The organism is Mycobacterium sp. SP-6446 (genome assembly GCF_001954045.1).
In the GTDB taxonomy this organism is placed as follows: domain Bacteria; phylum Actinomycetota; class Actinomycetes; order Mycobacteriales; family Mycobacteriaceae; genus Mycobacterium.
This window is the reverse complement of record NZ_MBEM01000111.1, coordinates 22,284-48,327: the sequence shown is the minus strand read 5'-3', so window position 1 is coordinate 48,327 and position 26,044 is coordinate 22,284. Positions and strand designations below refer to the sequence as shown.

28 protein-coding genes and 1 pseudogene are annotated in these 26,044 nt (G+C 67.3%); 20 read left to right on the top strand and 9 right to left on the bottom strand.

Features of this window, described 5'->3' with window-relative positions:
* The first annotated feature begins 3 nt into the window (after nucleotides 1–3).
* The gene (locus A5736_RS09700) at nucleotides 4–726 is read left to right on the top strand and encodes a FadR/GntR family transcriptional regulator (protein ID WP_076245848.1); all 723 of its coding nucleotides are present in this window, start codon (nucleotides 4–6) and stop codon (nucleotides 724–726) included.
* A gap of 3 nt (nucleotides 727–729) precedes the next feature.
* Here the strand turns inward: A5736_RS09700 and A5736_RS09695 are convergent, their stop codons facing one another.
* Entirely contained in the window at nucleotides 730–1,515 is a 786-nt protein-coding gene (locus tag A5736_RS09695) for a hypothetical protein (protein WP_076062527.1), read from the bottom strand.
* Between the two features lie 119 nt (nucleotides 1,516–1,634).
* Between A5736_RS09695 and A5736_RS09690 the strand changes: the two genes are divergently transcribed.
* The 9 genes from A5736_RS09690 to A5736_RS09650 all read left to right on the top strand — a co-directional run bounded on the left by A5736_RS09690 (nucleotide 1,635) and on the right by A5736_RS09650 (nucleotide 9,187).
* Nucleotides 1,635–2,651 carry a Ppx/GppA phosphatase family protein gene (locus A5736_RS09690; RefSeq protein ID WP_076123496.1) on the top strand — a complete coding sequence of 339 codons (1,017 nt, stop codon included), beginning with the start codon at nucleotides 1,635–1,637 and terminating at the stop codon, nucleotides 2,649–2,651.
* On the top strand, nucleotides 2,648–3,616 hold the full coding sequence (locus tag A5736_RS09685) for a hypothetical protein (protein ID WP_076245846.1): 969 nt from the start codon (nucleotides 2,648–2,650) through the stop codon (nucleotides 3,614–3,616). The genes A5736_RS09690 and A5736_RS09685 overlap by 4 nt, the downstream gene beginning before the upstream one ends.
* Nucleotides 3,617–3,632: 16 nt before the next feature.
* Complete coding sequence (locus tag A5736_RS09680; RefSeq protein WP_076245844.1) at nucleotides 3,633–4,475, top strand: sugar phosphate isomerase/epimerase; 843 nt, start codon at nucleotides 3,633–3,635, stop codon at nucleotides 4,473–4,475.
* A 23-nt stretch (nucleotides 4,476–4,498) separates the two neighbouring features.
* A complete protein-coding gene (locus A5736_RS09675; protein WP_076123530.1) occupies nucleotides 4,499–5,335 on the top strand; it encodes a thioesterase family protein in 837 nt (278 codons plus the stop codon).
* A 24-nt stretch (nucleotides 5,336–5,359) separates the two neighbouring features.
* On the top strand, nucleotides 5,360–6,235 hold the full coding sequence (gene proC / locus A5736_RS09670; RefSeq protein WP_175611233.1) for a pyrroline-5-carboxylate reductase: 876 nt from the start codon (nucleotides 5,360–5,362) through the stop codon (nucleotides 6,233–6,235).
* Between the two features lie 140 nt (nucleotides 6,236–6,375).
* Nucleotides 6,376–6,630: a cell division/environmental response transcriptional regulator gene (locus tag A5736_RS09665; RefSeq protein ID WP_076062519.1), complete on the top strand. Its 255-nt coding sequence runs from the start codon at nucleotides 6,376–6,378 to the stop codon at nucleotides 6,628–6,630.
* Between the two features lie 172 nt (nucleotides 6,631–6,802).
* Entirely contained in the window at nucleotides 6,803–6,904 is a 102-nt protein-coding gene (locus A5736_RS09660) for a 30S ribosomal protein bS22 (RefSeq protein ID WP_003402602.1), read from the top strand.
* A gap of 136 nt (nucleotides 6,905–7,040) precedes the next feature.
* The gene (locus A5736_RS09655) at nucleotides 7,041–8,114 is read left to right on the top strand and encodes an SDR family oxidoreductase (RefSeq protein WP_076245873.1); all 1,074 of its coding nucleotides are present in this window, start codon (nucleotides 7,041–7,043) and stop codon (nucleotides 8,112–8,114) included.
* Complete coding sequence (locus tag A5736_RS09650; RefSeq protein WP_139333222.1) at nucleotides 8,096–9,187, top strand: lysophospholipid acyltransferase family protein; 1,092 nt, start codon at nucleotides 8,096–8,098, stop codon at nucleotides 9,185–9,187. Before A5736_RS09655 ends, A5736_RS09650 begins: the two co-directional genes overlap by 19 nt.
* A 66-nt stretch (nucleotides 9,188–9,253) precedes the next feature.
* On the opposite strand, the gene cmaA2 is transcribed toward A5736_RS09650, so the two are convergent.
* Genes cmaA2 through A5736_RS09635 form a run of 3 tightly spaced genes read right to left on the bottom strand, consistent with a single transcriptional unit; the run spans nucleotide 9,254 to nucleotide 11,635 of the window.
* Nucleotides 9,254–10,162: a cyclopropane mycolic acid synthase CmaA2 gene (gene cmaA2 / locus A5736_RS09645; protein ID WP_076123500.1), complete on the bottom strand. Its 909-nt coding sequence runs from the start codon at nucleotides 10,160–10,162 to the stop codon at nucleotides 9,254–9,256.
* Nucleotides 10,163–10,172: 10 nt separating this feature from the next.
* Complete coding sequence (locus A5736_RS09640; protein ID WP_076123501.1) at nucleotides 10,173–10,685, bottom strand: MaoC family dehydratase N-terminal domain-containing protein; 513 nt, start codon at nucleotides 10,683–10,685, stop codon at nucleotides 10,173–10,175.
* Between the two features lie 44 nt (nucleotides 10,686–10,729).
* Nucleotides 10,730–11,635 (bottom strand): HAD family phosphatase, encoded by a 906-nt coding sequence (locus A5736_RS09635; protein WP_076123502.1) that lies wholly within the window; start codon nucleotides 11,633–11,635, stop codon nucleotides 10,730–10,732.
* A 306-nt stretch (nucleotides 11,636–11,941) separates the two neighbouring features.
* Between A5736_RS09635 and A5736_RS09630 the strand changes: the two genes are divergently transcribed.
* Nucleotides 11,942–12,652: a DUF4190 domain-containing protein gene (locus A5736_RS09630; RefSeq protein WP_076245840.1), complete on the top strand. Its 711-nt coding sequence runs from the start codon at nucleotides 11,942–11,944 to the stop codon at nucleotides 12,650–12,652.
* Between the two features lie 100 nt (nucleotides 12,653–12,752).
* Here the strand turns inward: A5736_RS09630 and A5736_RS26745 are convergent, their stop codons facing one another.
* From A5736_RS26745 to A5736_RS09610, 4 genes are read right to left on the bottom strand one after another with little or no spacing between them, the layout of a single operon-like run.
* Nucleotides 12,753–13,433, bottom strand: coding sequence for a hypothetical protein (locus A5736_RS26745; protein ID WP_254848334.1), 681 nt, complete (start codon nucleotides 13,431–13,433; stop codon nucleotides 12,753–12,755).
* Nucleotides 13,434–13,467: 34 nt separating this feature from the next.
* Nucleotides 13,468–16,053, bottom strand: a complete 2,586-nt coding sequence (locus tag A5736_RS09620) for a TNT domain-containing protein (RefSeq protein WP_076245838.1) — start codon at nucleotides 16,051–16,053, stop codon at nucleotides 13,468–13,470.
* Nucleotides 16,054–16,057: 4 nt separating this feature from the next.
* Entirely contained in the window at nucleotides 16,058–16,348 is a 291-nt protein-coding gene (locus A5736_RS09615) for a WXG100 family type VII secretion target (RefSeq protein ID WP_076245836.1), read from the bottom strand.
* The gene (locus tag A5736_RS09610) at nucleotides 16,341–16,652 is read right to left on the bottom strand and encodes a WXG100 family type VII secretion target (RefSeq protein ID WP_076245834.1); all 312 of its coding nucleotides are present in this window, start codon (nucleotides 16,650–16,652) and stop codon (nucleotides 16,341–16,343) included. The genes A5736_RS09615 and A5736_RS09610 overlap by 8 nt, the downstream gene beginning before the upstream one ends.
* Nucleotides 16,653–16,720: 68 nt before the next feature.
* On the opposite strand from A5736_RS09610, the pseudogene A5736_RS09605 reads away from it, so the two are divergent.
* The 7 genes and pseudogenes from A5736_RS09605 (at nucleotide 16,721) to A5736_RS09575 (ending at nucleotide 22,948) form a co-directional block, all read left to right on the top strand.
* Nucleotides 16,721–17,105: pseudogene (locus tag A5736_RS09605) on the top strand (glutaredoxin family protein).
* A gap of 7 nt (nucleotides 17,106–17,112) precedes the next feature.
* Nucleotides 17,113–18,492 (top strand): glutamyl-tRNA reductase, encoded by a 1,380-nt coding sequence (locus tag A5736_RS09600; RefSeq protein WP_076123508.1) that lies wholly within the window; start codon nucleotides 17,113–17,115, stop codon nucleotides 18,490–18,492.
* 13 nt (nucleotides 18,493–18,505) lie between these two features.
* On the top strand, nucleotides 18,506–19,450 hold the full coding sequence (gene hemC / locus A5736_RS09595) for a hydroxymethylbilane synthase (protein WP_076245869.1): 945 nt from the start codon (nucleotides 18,506–18,508) through the stop codon (nucleotides 19,448–19,450).
* A gap of 12 nt (nucleotides 19,451–19,462) precedes the next feature.
* A complete protein-coding gene (locus tag A5736_RS09590; protein ID WP_076245832.1) occupies nucleotides 19,463–21,127 on the top strand; it encodes a uroporphyrinogen-III synthase in 1,665 nt (554 codons plus the stop codon).
* Between the two features lie 3 nt (nucleotides 21,128–21,130).
* Entirely contained in the window at nucleotides 21,131–22,111 is a 981-nt protein-coding gene (gene hemB / locus A5736_RS09585) for a porphobilinogen synthase (protein ID WP_076245830.1), read from the top strand.
* Between the two features lie 64 nt (nucleotides 22,112–22,175).
* Nucleotides 22,176–22,694: a DUF3093 domain-containing protein gene (locus tag A5736_RS09580; protein WP_076245828.1), complete on the top strand. Its 519-nt coding sequence runs from the start codon at nucleotides 22,176–22,178 to the stop codon at nucleotides 22,692–22,694.
* Nucleotides 22,691–22,948, top strand: a complete 258-nt coding sequence (locus tag A5736_RS09575; protein WP_076245826.1) for a hypothetical protein — start codon at nucleotides 22,691–22,693, stop codon at nucleotides 22,946–22,948. The genes A5736_RS09580 and A5736_RS09575 overlap by 4 nt, the downstream gene beginning before the upstream one ends.
* Here the strand turns inward: A5736_RS09575 and A5736_RS09570 are convergent.
* The gene (locus A5736_RS09570; protein WP_076123534.1) at nucleotides 22,932–23,339 is read right to left on the bottom strand and encodes an STAS domain-containing protein; all 408 of its coding nucleotides are present in this window, start codon (nucleotides 23,337–23,339) and stop codon (nucleotides 22,932–22,934) included. The two genes, A5736_RS09575 and A5736_RS09570, sit on opposite strands and share 17 nt — an antisense overlap.
* Nucleotides 23,340–23,713: 374 nt before the next feature.
* On the opposite strand from A5736_RS09570, the gene A5736_RS09565 reads away from it, so the two are divergent.
* Both A5736_RS09565 and A5736_RS09560 read left to right on the top strand, forming a co-directional pair.
* On the top strand, nucleotides 23,714–24,952 hold the full coding sequence (locus tag A5736_RS09565) for an acyltransferase (protein WP_076245824.1): 1,239 nt from the start codon (nucleotides 23,714–23,716) through the stop codon (nucleotides 24,950–24,952).
* A gap of 199 nt (nucleotides 24,953–25,151) precedes the next feature.
* On the top strand, nucleotides 25,152–25,847 hold the full coding sequence (locus A5736_RS09560) for a GDSL lipase (RefSeq protein ID WP_076245867.1): 696 nt from the start codon (nucleotides 25,152–25,154) through the stop codon (nucleotides 25,845–25,847).
* Nucleotides 25,848–26,044 lie beyond the last annotated feature (197 nt).

The window sequence follows — 26,044 nt, the reverse complement described above, 5'->3', positions numbered from 1 at the left end:
CCAATGAACCAGTCTAGTGCGTTGCAGCCTCCCGACCGCCAGCGGGTGGACGAACAGATCGCGGCGTCGATCGCCGACGCGATCCTCGACGGCGTCTTCCCGCCCGGTTCGACGCTGCCGCCGGAACGGGAGCTGGCCGAGCAGCTCGACGTCAACCGCACCTCGCTGCGCCAGGGCCTGGCCCGGCTGCAGCAGATGGGGCTGATCGAGGCTCGGCACGGCAGCGGCAACGTGGTGCGCGACCCCGAGGGGCTGACCCATCCCGCCGTCGTCGAGGCGCTGGTCCGCAAACTGGGCCCGGAGTTCCTGGTCGAGCTGCTGGAGATCCGCGCGGCGCTGGGCCCGTTGATCGGACGCCTGGCGGCGCAACGGCGCGCGCCCGAGGACGCCGACGCGTTACGTGCCGCGCTGGCCGCGGTGGCCGAGGCCGATAGCGCCGCAACGCGCCAGGCCGCCGACCTCGCCTACTTCCGGGTGCTCATCCACAGCACCGGCAACCGCGCCCTGGGGTTGATGTACCGCTGGGTCGAGCACGCCTTTGGCGGCCGCGAGCACGAGCTGACCGGGGCCTACGACGACGCCGGCCCGGTGGTGGCCGACCTGCGGGCGATCACCGAGGCGGTGCTGGCGCGCGACGCGGCGGCCGGCGCCATGGCCGTCGAGACGTACCTGCAAGCCAGCGCGATGCGAATGGTGTTGTCCTACAACAAGAAACGAGCGACGTGAACGCTACTCGGCGAGCCGGGTCGCCGGGTGCACCGCGATGAGGCCTAACTTGCTGCGGCGCTTGCACATCGCCGCCAGTTCCGCATAGGCCTTGGCGCCGAGCAGTTCGGTGAGCTCGTCGGCGAGGCTTTCCCAGACCTGTTTGGCGCCGATGTGGGTGGCCGGGTCGCCCGTGCAGTACCAATGCAAGTCGGCGCCACCGGATCCCCAGCCGCGGCGATCGAACTCGGTGACGGTGGTCTTGAGGATCTCGCTGCCGTCGGGCCGGGTAACCCACTCCTGGCTGCGCCGGATCGGCAGCTGCCAGCACACGTCGGGCTTCATCGTCAGCGGCGGCACGCCCAGCTTGAGGGCCTTGCTGTGCAGCGCGCAGCCGGGGCCGCCGGCGAAGCCGGGCCGGTTCAAGAAAATGCACGCGTCCTTGTGTTTGCGGGTGCGGTATTGCGGTTGGCCCTCATGCTCGTCGAGCTCCAGGTAGCCCTTGCGGCCTAATCCCTTTTCGCGGAATTGCCAGTCGTCGGCCGTGAGCTTTTTCACCGCGTCGTCCAAGCGGGCGCGGTCGTCGTCGTCGCACAGGAACGCGCCGTGCGAACAGCACCCGTCGTCGGGACGGCCTTCGACGGTGCCGCGGCAGGCCGGCGTGCCGAATACGCACGTCCAGCGGGACAGCAGCCATGTGAGATCGGCCGCAATCAGGTGCTCGGGGTTATCCGGGTCATAGAACTCCACCCATTCGCGGGCGAAATCCAATTCGACTTCTTGCCCCGGCTCGAGATGCGAATTCGCCACGCACTCAACGTTAGACCACAATTCGTGTTCGCTGACCCGATGACACTCGGGCGGCTCGCGGCCCCGGACACAGCGGGGCGCGAGAGGCCCCACGCCGCCGCACCGATTAGGTTGTTTATGTGCGATTGGGCGTGCTCGACGTGGGTAGCAACACGGTCCATCTGTTGGTGGTCGATGCCCACCGCGGCGGACATCCCACGCCCATGAGTTCAACCAAGGCAACGCTGCGGCTTTCGGAATCCCTCGACAGCTCCGGCAAGATCACCAAACGCGGCGCCGAAAAACTGATTTCCACCATCGACGAATTCGCCAAGATCGCCGACAGCTCCGGCTGCGAGGAGCTGATGGCCTTTGCCACCTCCGCGGTGCGCGACGCCGAGAATTCCGACGACGTGCTGGCGCGGGTGCGCAAGGAGACCGGAGTCGAGCTGGAGGTGCTACGCGGCGTCGACGAGTCGCGGCTGACCTTCCTGGCGGTGCGCAGGTGGTACGGGTGGAGCGCGGGGCGGATCGTCAACCTCGACATCGGCGGCGGCTCGCTGGAACTGTCCAGCGGCGTCGACGAGGAGCCCGAGATCGCGTTGTCGCTGCCGCTGGGCGCCGGTCGGCTGACCCGCGAGTGGCTGGCCGAGGACCCGCCCGGCCGGCGCCGGGTCGCGATGCTGCGCGATTGGCTGGATGCCGAGCTGGCCGACGCGAGTGCCACCGTTCTCGACGCCGGCGCCCCGGACCTGGCCGTCGCAACCTCGAAGACGTTCCGCTCGCTGGCGCGGCTGACCGGCGCGGCCCCGTCGGCGGCCGGACCACGGGTGAAGCGGACGCTGACGTCCAACGGCCTCAGGCAACTCATATCTTTCATCTCTAGGATGACCACCGCTGACCGAGCTGAACTGGAAGGAGTCAGCGCCGAGCGGGCCCCGCAGATCGTGGCGGGCGCCCTGGTGGCGGAGGCGAGCATGCGAGCGCTGTCGATCGAAACGGTGGATATCTGCCCGTGGGCATTACGGGAGGGTCTCATCTTGCGCAAACTCGACAGCGAAGCCGACGGAACGGCCCTCGTCGAGACCTCTGTGCGCGATGCTGGAGGCAAGAAGGTTGATCGGAATGCGAACCGATCGAGAGGCGACAAACCATGACCGGACCACACCCAGACACCGAGAGCCCCGGCACTCGGCCCATCTCGGTGGCCGAATTGCTGGCCAGGAACGGAACCATTGGCGCCCCGGAGCTCACCCGCCGGCGCCGCCGTCGGCGCGGTGATAGCGATGCCGTCACCGTCGCTGAGCTGACCGGCGAGATCCCCGTCATCCAGGACGACGACGAGACCGACCACGGGACCAACGGGACGACCCAGGTGGCCGAGCGTGCCGCACCGGACGCGGACGTCGCTCACGAGGTCACCGACGAGCGGCCCGCAACCGCGTACTGGTCCGAACCCGAGCCGCGCTGGCCCAAGTCCCCACCGCAGCCGCAACGCGCGACGGGGCCCGAGCGCAGCGAATATCCGCGGCCGGTGCGCCATGTCGACGCAGGCGAGGCCGAGCAATCCGGCGCCGAGGATATGAGCCCGGATCCGCTGGACCAATACGCCGACATCCCGGTCGACGTGATGGATTCCGAAGTGCGCGAAGCCGAACCCGCGACCGAGGACTCCGCCTACGTGCGGTCCTACCTGCAGTCCTCGGACTCGACGCTGTTCGGCGGGCAGACCCTGGCCGACGAGCTGGCGCGGCGGCGCAGCGGCGAGCGGGCTTCGGCGGACTCGCTGGCCGACGAAGAGGACCACCTCGACATCGACCACGCCGACGAGGGCGCTCACCCCGCGCACGAAAGACTCGAGAACCTGTGGCGCGGTGGCCTGATCGTTTTGCAGTGCATCTTCGCCGTGGCGTTCGGCGGCCTGCTGTTCATCGCCTTCGACCAACTCTGGCGGTGGAACAGCCTGGTCGCGCTGGTGCTGTCGGTGCTGGTCATCCTGGGCTTGGTGGCCGGGGTGCGGGTGGTGCGCAAAACCGAGGACATCGGCAGCACGCTGATCGCGGTCGCGGTGGGAGCGCTGATCACCCTGGGACCGTTGGCACTTTCCCTGCAATCGGGCTAGGCGCCATCCCCAGATAGTGCGCCCAGCAATCAAAGTCGGCCTGTCCACGGCCTCGGTCTATCCATTGAGGGCCGAGGCCGCGTTCGAGTATGCGGCCAGGCTCGGTTACGACGGCGTCGAGCTGATGGTGTGGAGCGAATCGGTCAGCCAGGACATCGATGCCGTCAAGAAGCTTTCCAAGCGCTATCGCGTGCCGGTGCTGTCGGTGCACGCGCCTTGCTTGCTGATCTCGCAGCGGGTGTGGGGGTCCAACCCGATTCACAAGCTGGAACGCAGCGTGAAGGCCGCCGAGCAGTTGGGCGCACAGACCGTCGTCGTGCATCCGCCGTTTCGCTGGCAACGGCGCTACGCCGAGGGTTTCAGCGACCAGGTCGCGGAACTGGAGGCGGCCAGCGACGTGATGGTCGCCGTGGAAAACATGTTCCCGTTCCGGGCGGACCGGTTCTTCGGGGCCGACCAGTCGCGCGAACGGATGCGCAGGCGCGGAGGTGGCCCGGGCCCGGCGATTTCGGCGTTCGCGCCGTCCTACGACCCGCTGGACGGCGACCACGCGCACTACACGCTGGATCTGTCGCATACCTCGACCGCGGGCACCGACTCGCTGGAGATGGCGCGGCGCATGGGTGCGGGGCTGGTGCACCTGCACCTGTGCGACGGCAGCGGCCTGCCCGCCGACGAACATCTGGTGCCGGGGCGCGGAACGCAACCCACCGCCGAGGTCTGCCAGACGCTGGCCGGCGGGCGTTTCGCGGGCCATGTCATCCTCGAGGTGTCCACGTCCGGGGCGCGTTCAGCCTACGAGCGCGAGGCCATGCTGACCGAATCGCTGCAGTTCGCGCGCACGCATCTGATGCGGTGACCGACGAGAGTTCTCAGGAGACCATGAACGCGCTGTTCACCGACGCCATGACGCTGCGGGAGATCGACCCGGGTGTGTACGAAGGCGAGCTCAACAAGCACTGGACCATCGGGCCCAAGGTCCACGGCGGCGCGATGCTGGCGCTGTGCGCCAACGCCGCCCGCACAGTCTGCGGCGGCCGACCGGATGGACCGGTCTTACAACCGGTCGCCGTGGCGGCGAGCTTCCTGTCGGCCCCCGATCCCGGGGTGATGCAGCTGGTGACGTCGATCCGCAAGCGCGGCCGCCGGATCAGCGTGGTCGACGTGGAGCTGGTTCAGGGCAGCCGGACCGCGGTGCACGCGGTGGTCAACCTGGGGGAGCCGGAGCATTTCCCGCCCGGCGGCCAGGCCGCCCCGCTGCTGTCGGCGAATCCGGTGGTCGATCTGATGGCGCCGGAGCCGCCCGACGACGTCGCGCCGATCGGACCCGGACACCCGCTGGCCGGCCTGGTCCATCTCGGCGAGGGCTGCGACGTGCGGCCGGTGCTGTCGACGCTGGCGCCGAGCACCGACGGCCGCCCTCCGGTGATTCAGATGTGGGCGCGCCCCCGCGGTGTGGCACCCGACGCGCTGTTTGCGCTCATGTGCGGGGACCTGTCGGCGCCGGTGACCTTCGCCGTGGAACGCACCGGCTGGGCCCCCACGGTTCAGCTCACCGCGTTTCTGCGAAGCCTGCCCGCCGACGGCTGGCTGCGAATCATCGCGACGTGCACGGAGATCGGGCATGACTGGTTCGACGAGGACCACACCGTCGTCGACAGCTTGGGCCGGATCGTCGTGCAAGCGCGCCAACTCGCGATGGTGCCCGCCGCTGGGTAGCCGGTGTCTGCGATGCTTTCCGGCATGGCAAGAATCGCGATCATCGGTGGCGGCAGTATCGGCGAGGCCTTGCTGTCGGGTCTGCTGCGCGCGGGGCGCCGGGTCAAAGACCTGGTGGTCGCCGAGCGAGTGCCCGAACGCGCCAAGTACCTGGCGGACACCTATTCGGTGCTGGTGACCTCGCCGACCGAGGCGGTCGAGAACGCGACGTTCGTCGTCGTCGCGGTGAAGCCCGCCGACGTCGAGTCGGTGATGGGGGAGCTGGGCCGGGCGGCCGCCGCCGCGGAAAACGACACAGCCGAGCAGGTGTTCGTCACCGTTGCGGCGGGGATCACGATCGGCTACTTCGAGTCGAAGCTGCCGGCGGGAACGCCGGTGGTGCGGGCGATGCCGAACGCGGCGGCCCTGGTGGGTGCCGGCGTGACCGCGCTGGCCAGCGGTCGTTTCGTCACGGCGCCGCAGCTCGAGGAGGTTTCGGCCCTGTTCGACGCCGTCGGCGGTGTGCTGACCGTTCCCGAGTCGCAGATGGACGCGGTCACCGCCCTGTCCGGATCCGGCCCGGCCTACTTCTTCCTGATGGTCGAGGCCCTGGTCGACGCCGGGGTCGCGGCGGGCCTGAGCCGCCAGGTGGCCACGGATCTGACCGCCCAGACCATGGCGGGGTCGGCGGCGATGCTGCTGGAACGGATGGATCAAGACCGCCGGCCCGGCGAAGGCGAGGCCCTGGGGGCCGGCTCGGACGCCACCGCGGCGCAACTGCGCGCGACCATCACCTCGCCTGGCGGGACGACGGCCGCTGCGCTGCGCGAACTCGAGCGAGGCGGATTGCGGGCGGCGGTCGACGCGGCCGTTCAGGCCGCCAAAAAGCGCTCTGAGCAGCTAAGAATTACATCAGAATAATTCAAGAATTTTGAACTGATTGTCCCCCACCAGTACCAGTAACCCCACTAGTCCCGCTATTCTCCTTTCTGTATGCACGTGTGGGTGCCAGCGGAGGGGAAGCCGCTGGCATTGCGCGGGCCTGACACGATTGGGTTGCGATGACGTCTACGAACGGGCCATCGGCGCGAGATTCCGCTGGCAAGCGGGACACCGGTGCAGTCGATGGCCAGCAGGCCAGAACACAATTTCTGACCGTCGCCGAGGTGGCTGCCCTGATGCGGGTATCCAAAATGACGGTTTACCGGCTGGTGCACAACGGCGAGCTGCCAGCGGTTCGGGTTGGGCGGTCCTTCCGGGTGCATGCGAAGGCTGTCCACGACATGTTGGAGACTTCGTACTTCGACGCGGGCTGAGCTGAAACCCGCCGCAAGACCGAGGTTTTCGGCGCGCGGTCGGATCCGCACCATGGCGAGGGGCGTGATTTGGCGTGCGGTCACGCGGTCGCCGGTTTGGTGTTCCATACCGGCGGCCGGGTAAAGTGGCCGGGTCCTTTCCAAGCCGGTCACGGGTCAGATAGCGGAGTTCATGGGTTCAGTAATCAAGAAGCGGCGCAAGCGCATGTCGAAGAAAAAGCACCGCAAGCTGCTGCGCCGCACCCGGGTGCAGCGCAGAAAACTTGGCAAGTAAGCCCCGCCCGGTTCCATCCCACCCGCGCCGACCGTCATGCGGCCGTAACGCCGCTGTCTCTCTTGGCCGTTAGGCTGTTCGGGTGGATTCGCCGAGCGGAGATGGTGGCGCGACGGGCGGCACCGCGACCGACACCATGCACTACCCCAAGGTTGTGCTGGTTACCGGTGCATGCCGGTTTCTGGGCGGCTACCTGACCGCTCGCCTGGCGCAGAACCCGCTGATCAATGGGGTGATCGCAGTGGACGCGATCGCGCCGAGCAAGGACATGCTGCGCCGGATGGGCCGCGCCGAGTTCGTCCGCGCAGATATTCGTAATCCGTTTATCGCCAAGGTGATTCGAAACGGCGACGTCGATACGGTGGTGCACGCCGCAGCCGCGTCGTATGCGCCCCGATCCGGCGGTAGCGCGGCCCTCAAGGAACTCAACGTGATGGGCGCGATGCAACTGTTCGCGGCCTGCCAGAAAGCTCCTTCGGTGCGTCGCGTCGTGCTGAAGTCGACGTCGGAGGTGTACGGGTCGAGCGCGCACGATCCGGTGATGTTCACCGAGGACAGCAGCAGCCGCCGACCCATCCGCGGCGGTTTCGCGAAGGACAGCCTCGACATCGAGGGGTACGCGCGCGGCTTGGGCCGCCGCCGCCCCGATATCGCGGTGACCATCCTGCGGCTGGCCAACATGATCGGCCCCGCGATGGATACCACGCTGTCGCGCTATCTAGCTGGGCCTTTGGTGCCGACGATGTTCGGCCGCGACGCGCGATTGCAGTTGCTGCACGAGCAGGACGCCCTCGGCGCGCTGGAGCGCGCGGCGATGGCCGGCAAGGCCGGCACGTTCAACGTCGGTGCCGACGGCATCCTCATGTTGTCGCAGGCGATCCGGCGGGCCGGCCGAATTCCCTTCCCCGTACCCGGCTTCGGCGTCTGGGCGCTGGATTCGCTGAGACGGGCTAATCGCTATACGGAGATCAACCGTGAGCAATTCAACTACCTGAGCTACGGGCGCGTCATGGACACCACCAGGATGCGTACCGAGCTCGGTTACCAGCCCAAATGGTCGACGGCCGAGGCGTTCGACGACTACGTTCGCGGCCGCGCGCTCACTCCCATAATCGATCCAGATCGGGTACGCTCCTTGGAGGGTCGCGCCATTGCCTTAGCGCAGCGCTGGGGTAGCCGAAATCCAATTCCATGGGGTGGGGTCAGGTAGATATCGTGGCGGGTGAAACCAGAGCGAATGTCATTCCACTGCACACCAATCGGGGTCGGGTAGCGGCGCGGCGCAGAGCCGATCAGCGGGCAGAGTCGTCTCGACAGCATCCCTCATTGCTTACCGATCCGCGGGGTCGGGCGTCGGCCGAGCAGATCGCCGCCGTCGTCCGGGAAATCGATGAGCACCGCCGTGTCGCCGGCGCGCCATCGGCAGCGGAGGCACCGCTCAACGAGCTCGCGCAGCGCGTCGCCGCCGTCGCCGGATTCCTCCGGCAACGGTTGACAGGTGACTACACGGTCGACGAATTCGGCTTCGATCCCCACTTCAACAGCGCGGTCGTCCGGCCTTTGCTGAGGTTCTTCTTCAGGTCCTGGTTCCGGGTCGAAGTCAGCGGCATCGAAAACCTGCCCAGCGAGGGCGCGGCGCTGGTGGTGGCCAATCACGCCGGGGTGCTGCCGTTCGACGGGCTGATGCTGTCGGTGGCCGTTCATGACGAGCACCCGGCGGAGCGGGACCTGCGGCTGCTGGCCGCCGACATGGTCTTCGATCTGCCGGTGATCGGCGAAACCGCCCGCAAGGCGGGCCACACCATGGCCTGCGCGAGCGATGCGCACCGGTTGCTCGCCGCGGGCGAGCTCACCGCCGTGTTCCCGGAGGGCTACAAGGGCCTCGGCAAGCGATTCGAGGACCGCTACCGGTTGCAGCGTTTCGGGCGCGGCGGCTTCGTTACGGCCGCGCTGCGCACCAAGGCGCCGATCATTCCCTGCTCGATCATCGGTTCCGAAGAGATCTACCCGATGCTGACCGACGTCAAGCTGCTGGCGCGGCTGTTCGGCCTGCCCTACTTCCCGATCACTCCGCTGTTTCCGTTGGCCGGGCCCGCGGGCCTGGTGCCACTGCCGTCCAAGTGGCGAATCGCGTTCGGCGAGCCGATCTACACCAACGACTACGCCGCTTCCGACGCGGAGGACCCGATGGTCACCTTCGAGCTGACCGATCAGGTGCGCGAGACGATCCAGCAGACGCTGTACCGGCTGCTCGCCGGCCGCCGCAACATCTTCTTGGGCTGAGGTTTCGGCCCGCTTACGCGAAAGCGCCCCGGCGCCAAGGGCACCGGGGCGCTTTGCGCTCGACGGCTACTTGACCAGAGTGAACTGGCAGACGTCGGTGTAGTGGTCGCGGAAGAGGTCCGAGCACCCACGCAGGTAGTGCATGTAGATGTCGTAGGTCTCCTGCCCCTTGAGCTCGATCGCCTTGTCCTTGTTCGCTTCGAGCGCGTCGGCCCAGGCGTTCAGGGTCGGCACGTAGTTGTGGCCGATCCGGTGGTAGCGCTCGACCTTCCAGCCGGCGTTGGACGAGTAGTGGTCGACCTGCGAGATCCGAGGCAGCCTGCCGCCCGGGAAGATCTCGGTCAGGATGAATTTGATGAAGCGCAGCAGGCTCATCGGCGTTTCCAGGCCGCGCTCCTCGGCTTCGTCTTTGTCCGGAATGATGATCGAGTGCAACAGCATTCGGCCGTCGTCGGGCGTCAGACTGTAGAACTTCTTGAAGAAGGCGTCGTAGCGCTCGAAGCCGGCGTCGCCGGCGCCGTCGGCGAAATGCTCGAAGGCACCGAGTGACACGATCCGGTCGATCGGCTCGTCGAACTCTTCCCAGCCCTGGATCCGCACCTCTTTGCGGCGGGGGGTGTCGATCTCGTCGAACTTCGCCTTGTCGTGGGCGTACTGGTTCTCGCTCAGCGTCAGGCCGATCACGTTGACGTCGTACTCCTGCAGCGCGTGCCGCATGGTGGAGCCCCAGCCGCACCCGATGTCGAGGAGCGTCATGCCGGGCTCGAGGTTGAGCTTGTCCAGCGAGAGTTTGCGCTTGGCGTACTGAGCCTCTTCCAACGTCATGTTCGGGCGCTCGTCGAAGTAGGCGCAGCTGTAAGTCATCGACGGGTCGAGCCAAAGCTTGAAGAACTCGTTCGATTTGTCGTAATGGGATCGGACATCTTCGACCGGGGGCTTCAGCTGGGTGCCACCCGTTTCACCCTGTGACGTCATTGAATTGACCCTACTTTCCAGCAGATATGGATGCAATTGCTGCGGCGGTCGTCGCGGCGTCGGCATCTTGGTGTGCGGCTTCTCCCAACATTGTGACAACGCTGGTGACCACCGGTTTGCCCTCGGCGTCTGTGACTTCGCTGCGGATTTCACTGATCACCGCGCCGTGGGACTCGATTACCGAGTCTAGATAGGTGTCGAAGTACAGCTTGTCCTGGGCCAGGATCGGCCGGTGGAAAATGAACTTCTGGTCGCGGTGCAGGACCCGGGCAATGTTGATCGGGATGCTGAACTTGGTGAAGATCTCCAGCTGTACGCGCCGTCCCGCGATCGCCAGGAACGTCAGGGGCGCGACCAACTCGGGATAGCCGGCCTCGGCGGCGTCGGACTCGTTGAAGTGCGCGGGGTGGTCGTCTTTCACCGCGAGGGCGAACTCGCGGATCTTCTCGCGTCCGACCTGGAAGTAGTCCGGTGCCCGGTAGTGGCTGCCGATGATGCCTTCGGCCTCTTTGGGGACTGTCATGCCCTTTGCTCTCTGTTCGAATAGCTGCTCAGCGGCGCAGCTTATCAGCGTGATTGGCGTCGCGACGCCAACGCGGCCAGCGCACCGCCTGCCGCACCCAGCGCCAAGGCCGACGGCACCCCGATCCGGGCCGCCTTGCGGGCGGTGCGGAAGTCGCGAATCTCCCAGCCCCGCTCGCGCGCCAGCGCACGCAGCCGGGCATCGGGGTTGATGGCCACCGCCGTACCAACCAACGACAGCATGGGGACGTCGTTGTAGCTGTCGGAATAGGCGGTGCAGCGTTTGAGGTTGAGCCCCTCCCGGATCGCCAGCGACCGCACGGCGTGCGCCTTACCCGTACCGTGCAGGATCTCGCCGACCAGCCGCCCGGTGAACACCCCGTCGACCGACTCGGCGACGGTCCCCAGGGCGCCGGTCAAGCCGAGCCGCCGCGCGATGGTCGCGGCGAGTTCGTAGGGCGTGGCGGTGATCAGCCAGACCTGCTGGCCGGCATCGAGATGCATTTGGGTGAGCTCGCGGGTGCCCGCCCAGATCTTGTCGGCGATGATTTCGTCGTAGATCTCCTCGCCGAGACGCTCCAGCTCCGAAACCGACCGGCCCTCGATGAAGGCGAGCGCCTTCCGGCGTCCCGCGGCGACGTCGTCGCTGTTCTCCTTGCCGAGCAACTGAAACTTGGCCTGGGCGTAGATGAATCCGAGCACATCGCGATAAGTGAAATAGTTGCGAGCGGCCAGCCCGCGACCGAAGTGCACGGCCGACGAACCCTGTACCAACGTGTTGTCGACGTCGAAAAATGCGGCGGCGGTCAGGTCGATCGGCGGCTGCGGGTGCCCGTCCTCGGCGGCCTCCTCCAGGCCCTCGAGCGCACGCGCGGCGCTGGCGTTGGCGGCCAGCGTCTGCAAGTCGACGGGAGCGGTTGGTTCCGCGCCGCCGGACTCAGGGGAAGTCATCGCCAACCCTCCTACATCGCTGGCAGATCTCAACCCTATCCGGCAGATGTGTGGAGGTTGTGTGGGTTGCGTCGCCGAACGTGACGCTAGCGTCACGTTCGGGCTCCAGCGTGACGGCAGCGTCACGTTCGTCGCTGCGGCGGCGGTCGCGTTCGGCGGTGGGGGTGATGGGACGACGTGGTGCCGCGCGGCCTGGTCGGGCGACGCCGGTAGGCGAGATGCCAGCGCCGGGAGTGCCCAGCGGGCAAGCGAAGAACGTGGTTCAACTGTCCACCGTGTGTGCATTACCGCCGTTACGCTGGCCGGATGACGCAGCCCCCGGGGTGGATTCCGCCCTATCAACCACCCCCGGGCGGTCATCAACCACCCCCGGGCGGTTATGCCCCGCCGCCTTCCCAGCAGCAACCGTGGGGCCAGCCGACGCTTCAGCCTGGTTACCCGGGCCTTCAGCCCAGAACGAACGGCTTCGCTATCGCATCGCTGGTGTTTGGCGTCCTGGGTGGTGCCTTGCTGAGCGTCACCTTCGGGATCATCGCGCTCTCCCAGATCAAGCGCCGTGGTCAACGCGGTCGCGGCTTGGCGATCGCGGGAATGGTGGCCTCGGCGGTGTATGTGGTGCTCTACAGTGTCGCCATCGTTTTCGCTGTGCTGTCGCCCGGTACTAGTGAGGCGATAACAGACGTGAAGGTCGGTGAGTGCCTGGTCAACACTCCGCAAGGCAAAAATGTCTCATCGGTGGACACCATAAGCTGCGACCAGCCCCACACCGCGGAGGTCTACGCGGTATTCACAGTTCCCGACGGGCCTTACCCTGGCCGATCGATCATCGATGAGTACGCGAACAAGTGCTCGGACGCGTTACCGAATTACTCGCAGAGAGCACAACAGGATTCGAACGTACAGATAAAGGTCGCGTATCCGACATCTGAAACATGGGATCGGTCTCACGACCGCGGCGTTGCGTGCGTCGCTTACACTCCCGACAAACGCACGGGCTCGCTGAAAGGGCAGCCCTGACGGCCGGGGTGCCTGGCGCTGTGTTCGCGTCTAATCGTCATCCTCGGTTTACGCCTCTCCGTTGCTTGCCGGCGCTGCATTCCATGTTCCAAACGCGCGGCTACTCTCGCCACAGCGCGACTTGCGAAGTGATGCTTTCCGGCATCCCGTCGAGCAATGCCGCAGTCAGCTCCTCGAACGATAGAGCGAGGACTTCCATCCTCGGTTGTTCGGAATCTAATGCAAATCCGTAAGAGTTCGCATCCTCGTCTAGTACGTAGCTCTTGAGATGTTTTTCCGCATAGTCCTTTTCGAGGGTTGGCCGTTCGGTAGTTAAGAGGTCGATGACCTCTCCGCTGGCCGGCTGGACTCTTATCCGCGAATCCAGCCCGCGCGCCTCCCAGTTGACGAATAGCGTTCTTAACCGTATGTCGCTACGGCTACGGATACTGTCACCGATTCGCAAAATAACATATTTAGTGGCATCCGAAAAACGGGAGAACATGACTTCTACCCGCTCAGTTCGCTCAGCATCGCGTTCATGCTTTAGCGAACTTAGTACTCGGATATAGCCGTCAGGTTTCGGCGCGATGATCCATGCCGCCCAGTCGCCGAGCTCCGCCCACTTAGGCCATTCTTTCAATTTTTCCGAATAGTCGGAACGAAGGTACAGGCGATCATTTTCCCAGACAGCCTCGTCATACGGGCCGTTACCGGCGAAGTTGGCAATCCTGCGCCACAGCTCGTAGTAACGATTTGCCTCGGTACGGTCGTTTCCCGCAACGGGACCGCCAACTTCCATTTTCACCCTCGAAACTTTCCTTTTGGCATCAGCGCTATCCCCAATCCAAATAACCTTCGTCGATCAAGAACTTGATCAGCACTATTTGACCGTCCTTGTCCACGACTACCCATTGAGTTCCACCGCCGGGCTGGCCGAACGCTTCCGCGACCTTTCCGTATCTGACTTCCCAACCATCGGGCAATTCCTTGCCGGTGCCGTGAAAGCGATTGTAATCGCCGGATGAACCGGGGGCCAGGCCGCGTTGAGGATAACTGTCGCCGACCGTGCCCATAAAGTCGCCTCTTTCGCCGCTGACCTCTCCGATCCTATCGAGCCAGGCTTCTTTTGGAATGCTGCGGGCCGTTTCCCATTTGCCATCCGCGAATCCATTAGCTTCTGGCCATTTCCACGTCGCTTTCGCAGGGTCCCAGAATTGATTCAGGATCTCCTGGGCGTTCATTCCCGAATACGGGTTGTGCAACGCTGATTCGGCGATATCCCGCGGACAGCCGTGTTCGACGAGGTCGCGTACGAGTTGCTCGGGTGATTCGGCGAGTGCTACCTGCGCTTGTCGGTATGGCGGCAAATCCGACGGCGTTGTGTGTCCAGGTTGATGCTCGTGCGCGGGATCGTCGGCAGGCGAGGCATCGTCCGGTGGGTGTGACCCAGCTGGTGCATCGCCGTCGCCGGGTTGACGTGGCGCGCCGTCGCCGGGCTTTGGTGGCTCGGGTGGGTGAGCTCCGGGTTCTCCGCCGTGGGGTGTCCCTCCAAATGGCGGTGGCGCTTCGGCAGGAAGGCCCCCCGCCGCGGCAGAAGATGGCGACGACAGATGCGGCTCGGGCAGCGAAGGCGCAGAAGCCGCGGGCGCGGACGCCGACGGGACCGCGGCGCTCGGAACCGATTCGGCCGGAGCCCCGGCTGCCGGGGCTGACACTGCGGCAGGGACGCGCTCGTGCGGCGGTGGGTGGGGCGGCGTGCGTTCTGCCGGCGCGGCCGCCGGCGCCGCGCCGGACCCGTGGGGCGGTGGCTTGCCCTCTGCGGGTGCCGACACCTGCGTGGGGGACTCGTGCGGCGGCGAAGTCGGTTTCGGCGGCTCACCCCCATGCGGCGGCTCGACAGGCGGGCGGGATTCCGTCGGGCCGTGCGGTAGCGGAGATCCGGGAGGCGGCGGTGTCGGCTTGCCCGGCGGAGCGGGGGCGGGGCGACCAGGTTCCGGCGGCTTCGGGCCCGGCTCTGGCGGCTTGGGGGTTGGCGGCTCAACCCGTGGCGGCTCAACCGTGGGCGGCTTGATGGACGGGGGTTTCGGAAGCTCTCCCGGTTTTAAGCGTCCTAGCGCATCAAGAGCGCCGTGGCCCACCTTGCCAATCTTCGAGAGCGGCCCCCCCGGGAGGGCCAACGTCACGAGGTCGAACACGGATTTGCCGGCCGCTTCCGCGGGATTGGTTTTCCATTCGTCCCAATGCGCAAGGCCCTTACCGAGCTGCTTCCACGACTCCACGACGCCAGGCCCACGGTCAGGGCCCAATCCGACGAGCGGCAGAGAGCCCTGGACCATCCCGCCCATGTCTCTGGCATAGCCCACCGGGTCGAACAGCAGTCGCAGTTGACTGATGTCGTAGAGCCCCTTGACGAATCCGCCGGCCTCCGAATACACGCCTTTGGCGTACTGCCCCACTTGGTTGATGGCTCGGCCGACGTCGGTGCCGTGCAGGAACTGATCCCACTCCCGCGAGGCGTAGTCGCCCATCGTCGTAAGGATCGTTTCCGCCTCACGCACGGTGGCCGCGATCTCGGCGCGCAGCGCATCGACCTCCGCGGTGAACCGGTCCACCACCGTGCGAATGTCGTCGGCGATCTTTTTGATCTCGTCTTCGTCTTCGTCGGTGAGAATGTCCCAGACCTCTTTGATCCCGGTCATCGGATCACAGATGCGGGCCAGCAGATCCAGGATCGCCGCGTGCACCTGATCGACCTTCGCCGCATAATCGCTGAGTTGGGCGGCGATCTTCTGGGACTGCTGCACGATGCCGGTGGTGCTGCTGTAGGCCTCGGTGAACGCGCGATCGATGGCCGGGCCCTCCGGGATCTGTTGGCCGCGAATGGCTCCCATCGGACCGCCCGTCCCGAGGATCTCGGCGACCGCGAACTGTGTGCCCGCCGCGCTCCAGGCTGCGGCCGCGGCGCGCAACATCCCCGAATCCGCGCTCGGCCAGATCATCCCGATGAACGGGGCGACCCATCCCCAGCCTGCCGGGGCGCCGTCGCCGGTTCCGACCGACGAGGGCGGGGAGCCCGCCGAGATCGGCCCCGTCGATCGAGGCGCCGGAAGCGGGCTGCCATGGCCGGAAACGTCCGACTGCGCTTCGGCCAGCGAGTAATTGTGCGCCGACATCCGCACGCCAACACCCAGACCGCACAAGCCGTTTCGCGTGACCACCATGGCCTGGACGAGCTTGGCCGCCGAACTGTCGTAGCTGCGGCCGAGCGCCGCGCCGGCGGGATCGTCGCCGGCCATCCCTGCGCACCCGGACAGCACCGCCGTCAACGTCGAGATCACCGAGCCCAGACCCTCGCCTGCCGTCACCACCTCGGCGCCTGCGCTATCGAGGGCCGCGGTGTCAACCGCCAGCGGCGCCATTAGCTCACGACCACATGCTCAAATTCTTGGCCATGGCGCCGGTGTAGTTGCCGTGCGCGGTATGCGCGGCTGTTCGCAGCTGGGACAGCGCCTCACGCATCACCGCCTCACCATGCGTCCAGTGCCGGTGCGCCTCGGCGTGAGCCGTCGCGCCTTCACCCGTCCAGGTCGCGTGCAAATTGCCTACCAGAGAATCGATTTCGGACAGCATGCTTTCGGCGTAGCGCTGAAACTCAGACATCCGCTCGACCGCGTCGGCCAGCGCGTCGGGATCCACCTGAAACGCGTCAGCCATTGCGCACCGCCCGCAACGCCTGCGCCGAGCCGGCCTCGTTCTGCTGATAACCCCCGCCGGCCTGGGCAACCGCCTTTGCCAGCATCGACAAGCCCAGCTCCACCTCGGTGGCGCCGCGGTGCCACATCTGCCAAGCCGAGCCGTAGGCGTCGCCGGACGCGCCGCGCCAGCCCCCGAGCATCTCGCCGACCTGACCGTCGAGTTCGGCCAGCCGGCTCCGCAGATCCTCGGCGGCACCGCTCAGGCTTTGCGCGAATCCCTGCATCACCTGGGGATCTACACGCAGATTGTCGTCAGCGGCCACAGCCGAAACCTAATCATCTGCGGGCGCCTCCACAATTCACCGCCCGGGCCGGTGCCACACTGGTGTCCATGTCCGAGCCCGCACCTCGGCCGCAGGTGGAACTGCTGACCCGCCACGGGTGCAGCATCTGCGCGCGGGTACACGCCCGGCTTGCGGAACTGGCTGGTGAGCTGGGCTTCGACCTTTCGACGACCGACGTCGACGCCGCGGCGTCGGCCGGCAGGCCCGAGCTGCGCGCCGAGTTCGGCGATCGTTTGCCGGTGATCTTGCTGGACGGCAGCGAACACAGCTACTGGGAGATCGATGAGCCCAGACTTCGTGCCGATCTAGCCCGGTGAGGGTGCGGGCTGCCCGGCCTTAGGCGCCGGGCGATTATTTGGTAGCCCACCTGATAAACGTTTACCGTGGACACCAGTTCAGTTACTGGAGGAAGCAAGGGAGCTGGCCAGGTGATGCTGCCGTGAGCATCCTGCTTTTCGGAGTTTCGCACCGCAGTGCGCCGGTTTCCGTCCTGGAACAACTCAGCATCGACGATGCCGACCAGATCAAGATCGTCGATCGGGTGTTGCAGTCCCCCCTGGTGACCGAGGCCATGGTGCTGTCGACATGCAACCGGGTCGAGGTCTACGCGGTGGTGGACGCTTTCCACGGCGGGTTGGCGGTCATCGGGCAGGTGCTGTCCGAATACTCCGGCATGTCGATGGGCGACCTGACCAAGTACGCCTACGTGCGCTACAGCGAGGCCGCCGTAGAGCACCTGTTCGCCGTTGCCAGCGGCCTGGATTCCGCCGTCGTCGGCGAGCAACAGGTGCTCGGCCAGGTCCGCCGCGCCTACGCCACCGCCGAGACCAACCGCACCGTCGGGCGGGTGCTGCACGAGCTGGCGCAGCGGGCCCTGTCGGTCGGCAAGCGGGTGCATTCCGAAACCGCCATCGACGCGGCCGGCGCCTCGGTGGTCTCGGTCGCGCTGGGCATGGCCGAACGCAACCTGGGCGGACTGACCGGCAAGACCGCCGTCGTGATCGGCGCGGGGGCGATGGGCGCCCTGTCGTCGGCCCACCTGGCCCGCGCCGGCATCGGGCACATCCTGGTGGTGAACAGGTCGTTGTCGCGGGCGCAGCGGTTGGTGCGCAAGATCCGCGAATCCGGCGCCAAGGCCGAGGCGCTACCCCTCGACCGGCTGCCCGGCGCACTGGCGGAGGCCGACGTCGTCGTCAGCTGTACCGGGGCGGTCAGCCCGGTGGTTTCGCTGGCCGACGTGCACCACGCGCTTGCCGCCGCCCGCCGCTCGATTGTCGATGAGACAACCCACCCGCTGGTGATCTGCGACCTCGGTATGCCGCGTGACGTCGATCCCGCGGTAGCCGGACTGCCCGGCGTCTGGGTCGTCGACGTCGAGCGCGTCCAGCACGAACCTTCCGCCCACGCGGCGGCGGCCGACGTCGACGCGGCCCGGCACATCGTGGCGGCCGAAGTCGCCGCCTACCTGGCGGGGCAGCGGATGGCGGAGGTCACCCCGACGGTGACGGCGCTGCGCCAGCGAGCCGCCGACGTCGTCGAGGCCGAGCTGCTGCGGCTGGAAAACCGGCTGCCCGGCCTGGAAAGCGCCCAGCGCGAAGAAGTCGCCCGCACGGTGCGCCGGGTGGTCGACAAGCTGCTGCATGCGCCGACTGTGCGCATCAAACAACTCGCCAGCGCCCCCGGCGGTGACAGCTACGCCGAGGCGCTGCGAGAGCTGTTCGAACTCGACCAGACCGCTGTCGACGCCGTCGCAGCGGGCGAATTGCCAGTGGTGTCAACCGGATTCGATGCCGGCACCCCGCAGCAGCCTGCCGAGTAGCCGATTGGCACACGTGATCCGGATCGGCACGCGGGGCAGTCTGCTGGCCACCACTCAGGCCGCCGGCATCAGGGACGCCCTGATCGCCAAGGGCCACCCCGCGGAGTTGGTGACGATCAGCACCGCGGGCGACCGGTCGTCGGCGCCCATCGAAAGTCTCGGCGTCGGCGCCTTCACCACCGCGCTGCGTGAGGCCATCGACGACGGGCGCGTCGACGCTGCCGTGCACTCGCACAAGGATTTGCCGACGGCCGAGGATCCCAGGTTCGTGGTGGCCGCGATACCCCCACGGAACGACCCCCGCGACGCGGTGGTGGCACGCGACGGACTGGTGCTCGCCGAGTTGCCGACCGGTTCGCTGGTGGGCACGTCCTCCCCGCGGCGGGCCGCACAGCTTAGAGCATTGGGTCTCGGTTTGGAAATCCGCCCCCTACGAGGCAACCTAGATACCAGGTTGAACAGGGTAAGTAGTGGTGATCTTGACGCCGTCGTCGTGGCCCGGGCCGGTCTGGCCCGGTTGGGCCGCCTCGGCGATGTCACCGAGACGCTAGAGCCGGTGCAAATGTTGCCAGCACCGGCTCAGGGCGCGCTCGCCGTGGAGTGCCGCGCCGATGACGAGTTAGCGGCGGTGCTGGCGGAATTGGACGATGCCGACACACGCGCGGCGGTCACCGCGGAGCGAGCCCTGCTGGCCGAACTGGAAGCCGGGTGCTCGGCGCCGGTGGGAGCGATCGCGGAAGTGGTCGAGTCCATCGACGACGAAAACCGCGTCTTCGAAGAGCTGTCGCTGCGTGGCTGTGTGGCGGCGCTGGACGGATCCGACGTGATCCGCGCGTCCGGCATTGGCACCTCCGGTCGGGCACGGGAGCTGGGGCTCTCGGTGGCTGCGGAGCTGTTCGAGCTGGGCGCCCGAGAGCTGATGAGGGGAGCGCGGCAAGACCCCGCGCGAGGAAATTGAGTGGGAGCGACAATGACGACGCGAGGGCGTAAGCCGAGGCCGGGCCGCATCACGTTCGTGGGCTCCGGTCCAGGCGACCCCGGACTGCTGACCACGCGGGCCGCCACGGTACTGGCGAACGCGGCACTGGTGTTCACCGATCCCGACGTGCCCGAGGCGGTGCTGGCGCTGATCGGCCAGGACCTGCCGCCGGTCTCCGGCCCGGCGCCCGCTGATCCGGCACCCGGCAAGGGCGACGAGGCCGCCGGCGAGGACCCGGCGCAGGGCGCGCCAACGGTGCTGCCGGGTGGTCCCGACGTCCGCCCGGCGCTGGGCGAGCCCGCCGAAGTCGCCAAGATGCTTACCGCCGAGGCCCGTTCGGGCGTCGACGTGGTGCGGCTGGTGGCGGGCGACCCGCTGACCGTCGACGCGGTCATCACGGAGGTGAACGCCGTCGCGCGCAGCCACCTGCACCTCGAGATCGTGCCGGGCCTGGCCGCCACCAGCGCGGTCCCGACGTACGCCGGACTGCCGCTCGGCTCGGCGCACACCGTGGCCGACGTCCGTGGCGACGTCGACTGGGAGGCGCTGGCCGCGGCTCCCGGGCCACTGATCCTGCAGGCCACCGCCTCGCATCTGGCCGATGCGGCGCGCACCCTGATCGAGCACGAGCTCGCCGAGACCACGCCGTGCGTGGTCACCGCCCAGGGCACGACCTGCCAGCAGCGCTCGGTGGAAACGACGCTGCACGGGTTGACCGACTCGGCCGTGCTGGGCGCCACCGACCCCGCGGGTCCGCTGACCGGACCGCTGGTGGTGACCATCGGCAAGACGGTGAGCAGCCGGGCCAAGCTGAACTGGTGGGAGAGCCGCGCACTGTACGGCTGGACCGTCCTGGTGCCGCGCACCAAGGACCAGGCGGGCGAGATGAGCGAGCGGCTGACCTCGTACGGCGCGCTGCCGATCGAGGTGCCGACGATCGCCGTGGAGCCGCCCCGCAGCCCCGCGCAGATGGAGCGCGCCGTCAAGGGTCTGGTCGACGGCCGCTTCCAGTGGGTCGTTTTCACCTCCACCAACGCGGTGCGCGCGGTGTGGGAGAAGTTCGGTGAGTTCGGTCTGGACGCCCGAGCGTTCTCCGGGGTCAAGATCGCCTGCGTCGGCGAGTCGACGGCCGACCGTGTCCGGGCCTTCGGGATCAGCCCCGAACTGGTGCCGGCCGGGGAGCAATCGTCGCTCGGCCTGTTGGACGACTTCCCGCCCTACGACAGCGTTTTCGACCCGGTGAACCGTGTCCTGCTGCCGCGTGCCGACATCGCCACCGAGACGCTGGCCGAGGGACTGCGGGAGCGCGGCTGGGAGATCGAGGACGTCACCGCCTACCGGACGGTGCGCGCCGCGCCGCCGCCGGCGGCCACCCGCGAGATGATCAAGACCGGCGGCTTCGACGCGGTGTGCTTCACGTCCAGCTCCACCGTGCGAAACCTGGTCGGCATCGCGGGTAAGCCGCACGCGCGCACCATCATCGCCTGCATCGGCCCCAAAACCGCCGAGACCGCCGCCGAATTCGGCTTGCGGGTGGATGTCCAGCCCGACACCGCCGCGATCGGCCCATTGGTCGACGCGCTGGCCGAACACGCCGCGCGGTTGCGTGCCGAGGGCGCGCTGCCACCGCCGCGCAAGAAGAGCCGCAGGCGCTAGCCAATGGCCTTCCCGCGGCAGCGCCCGCGCCGGCTCCGCTCCACCCCCGCGTTGCGACGTTTGGTGGCGCAAACATCCTTGGAGCCAAGGCATTTGGTGCTGCCGATGTTCGTCGCCGACGGTATCGACGAACCGCGCGGCATCGCGTCCATGCCGAAAGTTGTTCAGCATAGCCGGGATTCGCTGCGCAGGGTCGCGCAAGATGCCGTCGCGGCCGGGGTGGGCGGGCTGATGCTGTTCGGTGTTCCCCGCGAACAGGACAAGGACGCGGCCGGCTCGGCCGGCACCGACCCCGACGGCATCCTCAACGTCGCGCTGCGCGACCTCGCCAAAGATCTCGGTGACTCCACCGTGTTGATGGCCGACACCTGCCTGGACGAGTTCACCGACCACGGACACTGCGGCGTCCTCGACGAGCGCGGCCGGGTCGACAACGACGCCACCCTGGCCCGCTACGTCGAACTGGCTGTGGCACAAGCGGAATCGGGTGCCCACGTCGTAGGTCCGAGCGGAATGATGGACGGACAGGTAGGCGCCATCCGCGACGGCCTGGACGCCGCGGGCCACACCGACGTGGTGATCCTGGCCTACGCGGCGAAGTTCGCCTCGGCGTTCTACGGCCCGTTCCGCGAGGCGGTGAGTTCCAGCCTGTCCGGGGACCGGCGCACCTACCAGCAGGAGCCGGGCAACCTGCGCGAGGCGCTGCGCGAGATCGAGCTGGACCTCGACGAGGGCGCCGACATCGTGATGGTCAAGCCCGCGATGGGCTATCTCGACGTGCTGGCCGCCGCGGCCGACGTCTCGCCGGTGCCGGTGGCCGCGTATCAAGTGTCGGGGGAGTACGCGATGATTTGCGCTGCGGCCGCCAACAACTGGATCGACGAGCGCGCCGCGGCCCTGGAGTCACTGACCAGCATCCGGCGCGCGGGAGCGGATATCGTGCTGACGTACTGGGCCGCGGACGCCGCCGGTTGGCTTTCGTAAGTGGGAACGGGATGGGTTTGCTTTGACATCACAGACACCAGCGAGGGGTAGCGACCCGAAGCCGTTGTTCTACGAACCCGGTGCCAGCTGGTGGTGGGTGGCGTGGGGCCCGGCGGCGGCGGGCGCCATGCTCCTGATCGAACTCTGGAGCGGTGCCCCGGTGTCCTTTGTCGTCCCGGCGATCTTCTTGGTGCTGGTGTCGGCATTCGTCGCGTTGCAGGTGAAGGCGGCGCGCATCCATGTCTCGGTCGAACTGACGGAAGACGCCCTGCGCCAGGGCACCGAAACCATCCTGGTCCGCGAAATCGTCAAGGTGTATCCCGAACCCGAGCATCACGAAGCGTCCGGCAAGGAGCTGGCGAAGTGGCAGTCGTCGCGAGCGCTCGGCGAGTTGGTCGGCGTGCCGCGGCGCCGGGTGGGCATCGGCCTCAAGCTCACCGGGGGCCGCACCGCACAGGCGTGGGCGCGGCGTCATCGTCACCTCCGGGCCGCCCTCACCCCGCTGGTCCAGGAGCGCGTCGAGCCTGCCCGATCGGACGTCAGCGACATCGATCGCGACGACGAACCCGGCTCAGCGCTGTGATCGCCCGCTACCGGGCCCCGCTTGAACTGGTCCTGGCCATCGCCGCGCTCGCGGGCGCGGCGGTGAGCTGGTCGCACGCGCGCCACACCGTGGCCGTCGCGCCCATCGCGGAAGGGCAGCCGTTCACCACGTCGTTGGTTTACGACCCTCAGGCGCTGCTGCTGACCCTGGTCCTGCTGACCACCGCCGGCGTGCTGGCGGTGATAGGACTGGCCAGGCTGCGGCGTGAGCGGGGCGCTAGGCCGTCTTCTTGATCAGCGGCAGCACTAGCTGACGCCGGTTGACGATCGCATCGGCCAAATTGTGCAGCGCCTCGTGCAGCGAGCGCGTCACATCCCAGCCGTCGCCCAGCAGGTCGATTACCGCCGGGCTCGCGACCAACGTCCACTCCGTCCCGGCCGCGTCGCAATCCTCGTCGAGCATCTGCAAGAGCGTGATGCCGGCCGGAGCAAAATGCGTCACGTCACTGAGATCTAGCACCACGGGATTTTGCCCGACGACGAAACGTCGGATGTACTTGCTCGCCCGATCGGCATTGACGGCGTCGATTTCCCCCCGGATGGTCACCACCGTCGCCAGGGAGCGGCAGTGGGCCCGAATCTGGGCGCCACCGCAGTCAAAGGTGCAGCTTCCCTGTGGAGTCATGAGCGGCCCCATTCCCCGTGGCGTTGCGAAGGACGCAGCGCGACTATCCCTGTTCCCCAACCAAACCAGCAGAATCTAAGGAGACCGAAAGCCGCGTCTAACTCTTTGCTAAATAACGGGCCCGGCGGGGCGGTTTCGGAGAACCGGGCAACGCCGAAAACGGCGATTTCCGGCAATTGGCACCCGGCGCGGCCCCAATTCGATACCGTTCCGCCGCCAGCCACACCACGTCCTGTCCCGCCATCGCGGCGATCCCGCTGCTACGCTGCCATAGCTGCCGGTTGCCAGTCGGGGGGCGAATAAAAGGGCGAAATCGCCCGGTCAGCCGCAGTAGCAGGCGAACGAAACAGCAGACTCCCAACGGAAAGAGCATCGTGCGCGGCGCAGAGATCAGGGGCGAGATCAGGGCCCTGACGGGACTCCGCATCGTCGCAGCGGTATGGGTGGTGCTGTTTCACTTTCGCCCGATGCTCAGCGACGCCTCGCAAGATTTCCGCGACGCTCTCGCCCCGGTGCTCAACTGCGGCGCGCAGGGCGTCGACCTCTTCTTCATCCTCAGTGGGTTCGTTCTGACGTGGAACTACCTCGACCGCATGGGCCGATCGTTCTCGGCGCGCGCCACCCTGCACTTCCTGTGGCTGCGGCTGGCGAGGGTATGGCCGGTCTATCTCGTCACCTTGCACCTGGCCGCGCTGTGGGTGATCTTCACCCTGCACGTCGGGCACGTCCCGTCGCCGGACGCGGCTCAGCTCACCGCGATCAGCTACGTGCGCCAGGTCCTGCTGGTGCAGCTGTGGTTCGTGCCGTTCTTCGACGACTCCAGCTGGGACGGGCCGGCCTGGTCGATCAGCGCGGAATGGCTGGCCTACCTGCTGTTCGGTGTCCTCGTGCTGGTGATCTTGCGGATGAAGCAGGCGACGAGGGCGCGCAGCCTGATGCTGCTGGCGTTCGCGGCGTCGTTGCCGCCGGTGGTGATGTTGCTGACCAGCGGCCACTTCTACACGCCGTGGAGCTGGTTGCCGCGCATCGTGACTCAGTTCACCGCCGGCGCGCTGGCGTGCGCCGCCGTGCGCCGGTTGCGGCTGACCGACCGTGGTCGGCGCATCGCTGGGTATGTCTCCCTGCTTCTCCTGGCCGCCATGGTGGGCGTCCTGTACTGGTTTTCCGCGCACCCGATCAGCGGGATCGTGGAGAACGACAGCGGCGGGGTGGTCGACGTGCTGTTCGTACCGCTGGTGATCACGCTGGCGATCGGCCTGGGCAGCCTGCCGAAGCTGCTGTCGACGCGGGTGATGGTGTACGGCGGGCAGATCTCGTTCTGCCTGTACATGGTGCATGAGCTGGTGCACACGTCGTGGGGGTGGACGGTCGAGCAATTCGCTCTCGTGCCGCAGGACAATCCGTGGAAATGGAACGTCATCGGCCTGTTCGCGATAGCCGTGGGCATTTCGGCCCTGATGTATCACTTCGTCGAAGAACCCGCCCGCCGATGGATGCGCAAGATGGTCGACGTCCGGGCCGTGGACACCAAACCCGAGCCCGCCGAGCAACCGACCGCCAAACTCCACCAGATCGACGGTGGGCTGGAAGCGGTGCCGGCCCGCGCCGTGTGACAATTGCCACGATGCGCCAATGGTGCTGTGCCCCATACGCTCTCGAATACGGCCACGGTAGCGGCCGGCCGGGATTCTAGGGGCCTCAGCTCGAACCGCGACCGCTAACCAGCGGGTTGACGCCGCTTCGCGTCGGTTTCCTCGTACGATTCCGTTGCTGAATGCGGCACACGAGGACGCCGTTCACGGGGAGGTAGTGGTGAGTCGTCTGACGACGTTCGTCATTAGTCTGGCTCTGCTGGCCGGCGTGGGCTTCGCGGACGTGGCGTGCCCGCCACGCGTACGCGCCTACGGCGTGCTGAGCGTTGATTCACGACTCAACCGCGTCGCGGTGATCGGCGACTCCTATACCACCGGCACCGACGAGGGCGGCCTGGGCCCGAATTCATGGACCGCTCACGCGTGGCAGGCGCTTGGCGCGCGCGGACTGCGGATCGCCCCCGACGTTGCGGCCGAGGGCAAAGCCGGCTACGCCGTCCCCGGCGACCATGGCAGTGTCTTCGAGGACCTGACCGCCAGGGCGGTCAAGCCCGACGACACGCTGGTCGTGTTCTTCGGCTCGCGCAACGACCAGGACGTCGATCCCGGCCTGCTGACCGAGCGGGCCCGCAACGCCTTCGTCCTGTCGCGCCGCTTTGCGCCGCACGCGCGGTTACTGGTGATCGGGCCGCCGTGGCCGACCGCCGACGTGCCGGGCTCCGTGCTGATGATCCGCGACGTGCTCAACGGCGTGGCCCGCGCGGCGGGTGCGGCGTTCGTCGATCCGCTCGGTGACCGCTGGTTCGTCGACCGGCCCGACCTGATCGGGCCCGACGGCGTGCACCCCAACGACGCGGGGCACCAGTACCTGGCGGACAAGATCGCACCGCTCATTCGCATGCAGTTGTCGAGGTGATTGACGGGCTGGCGGCCGAAACCGCCTGCCGCACAAGGTGTTCGGGATACGGCGGCGCGGACTTCAGTCCTCTGCGTGCCGGTCGTAGTCCCATTGCTCCAGACGCGATTGCAGGTGCGTCAGGCCGATTCCCACGACCGGTGTGGCAACGGCTATGCAAACCAGCAGCAGCGGAGTCATCTCCCCAAACCTCCAAA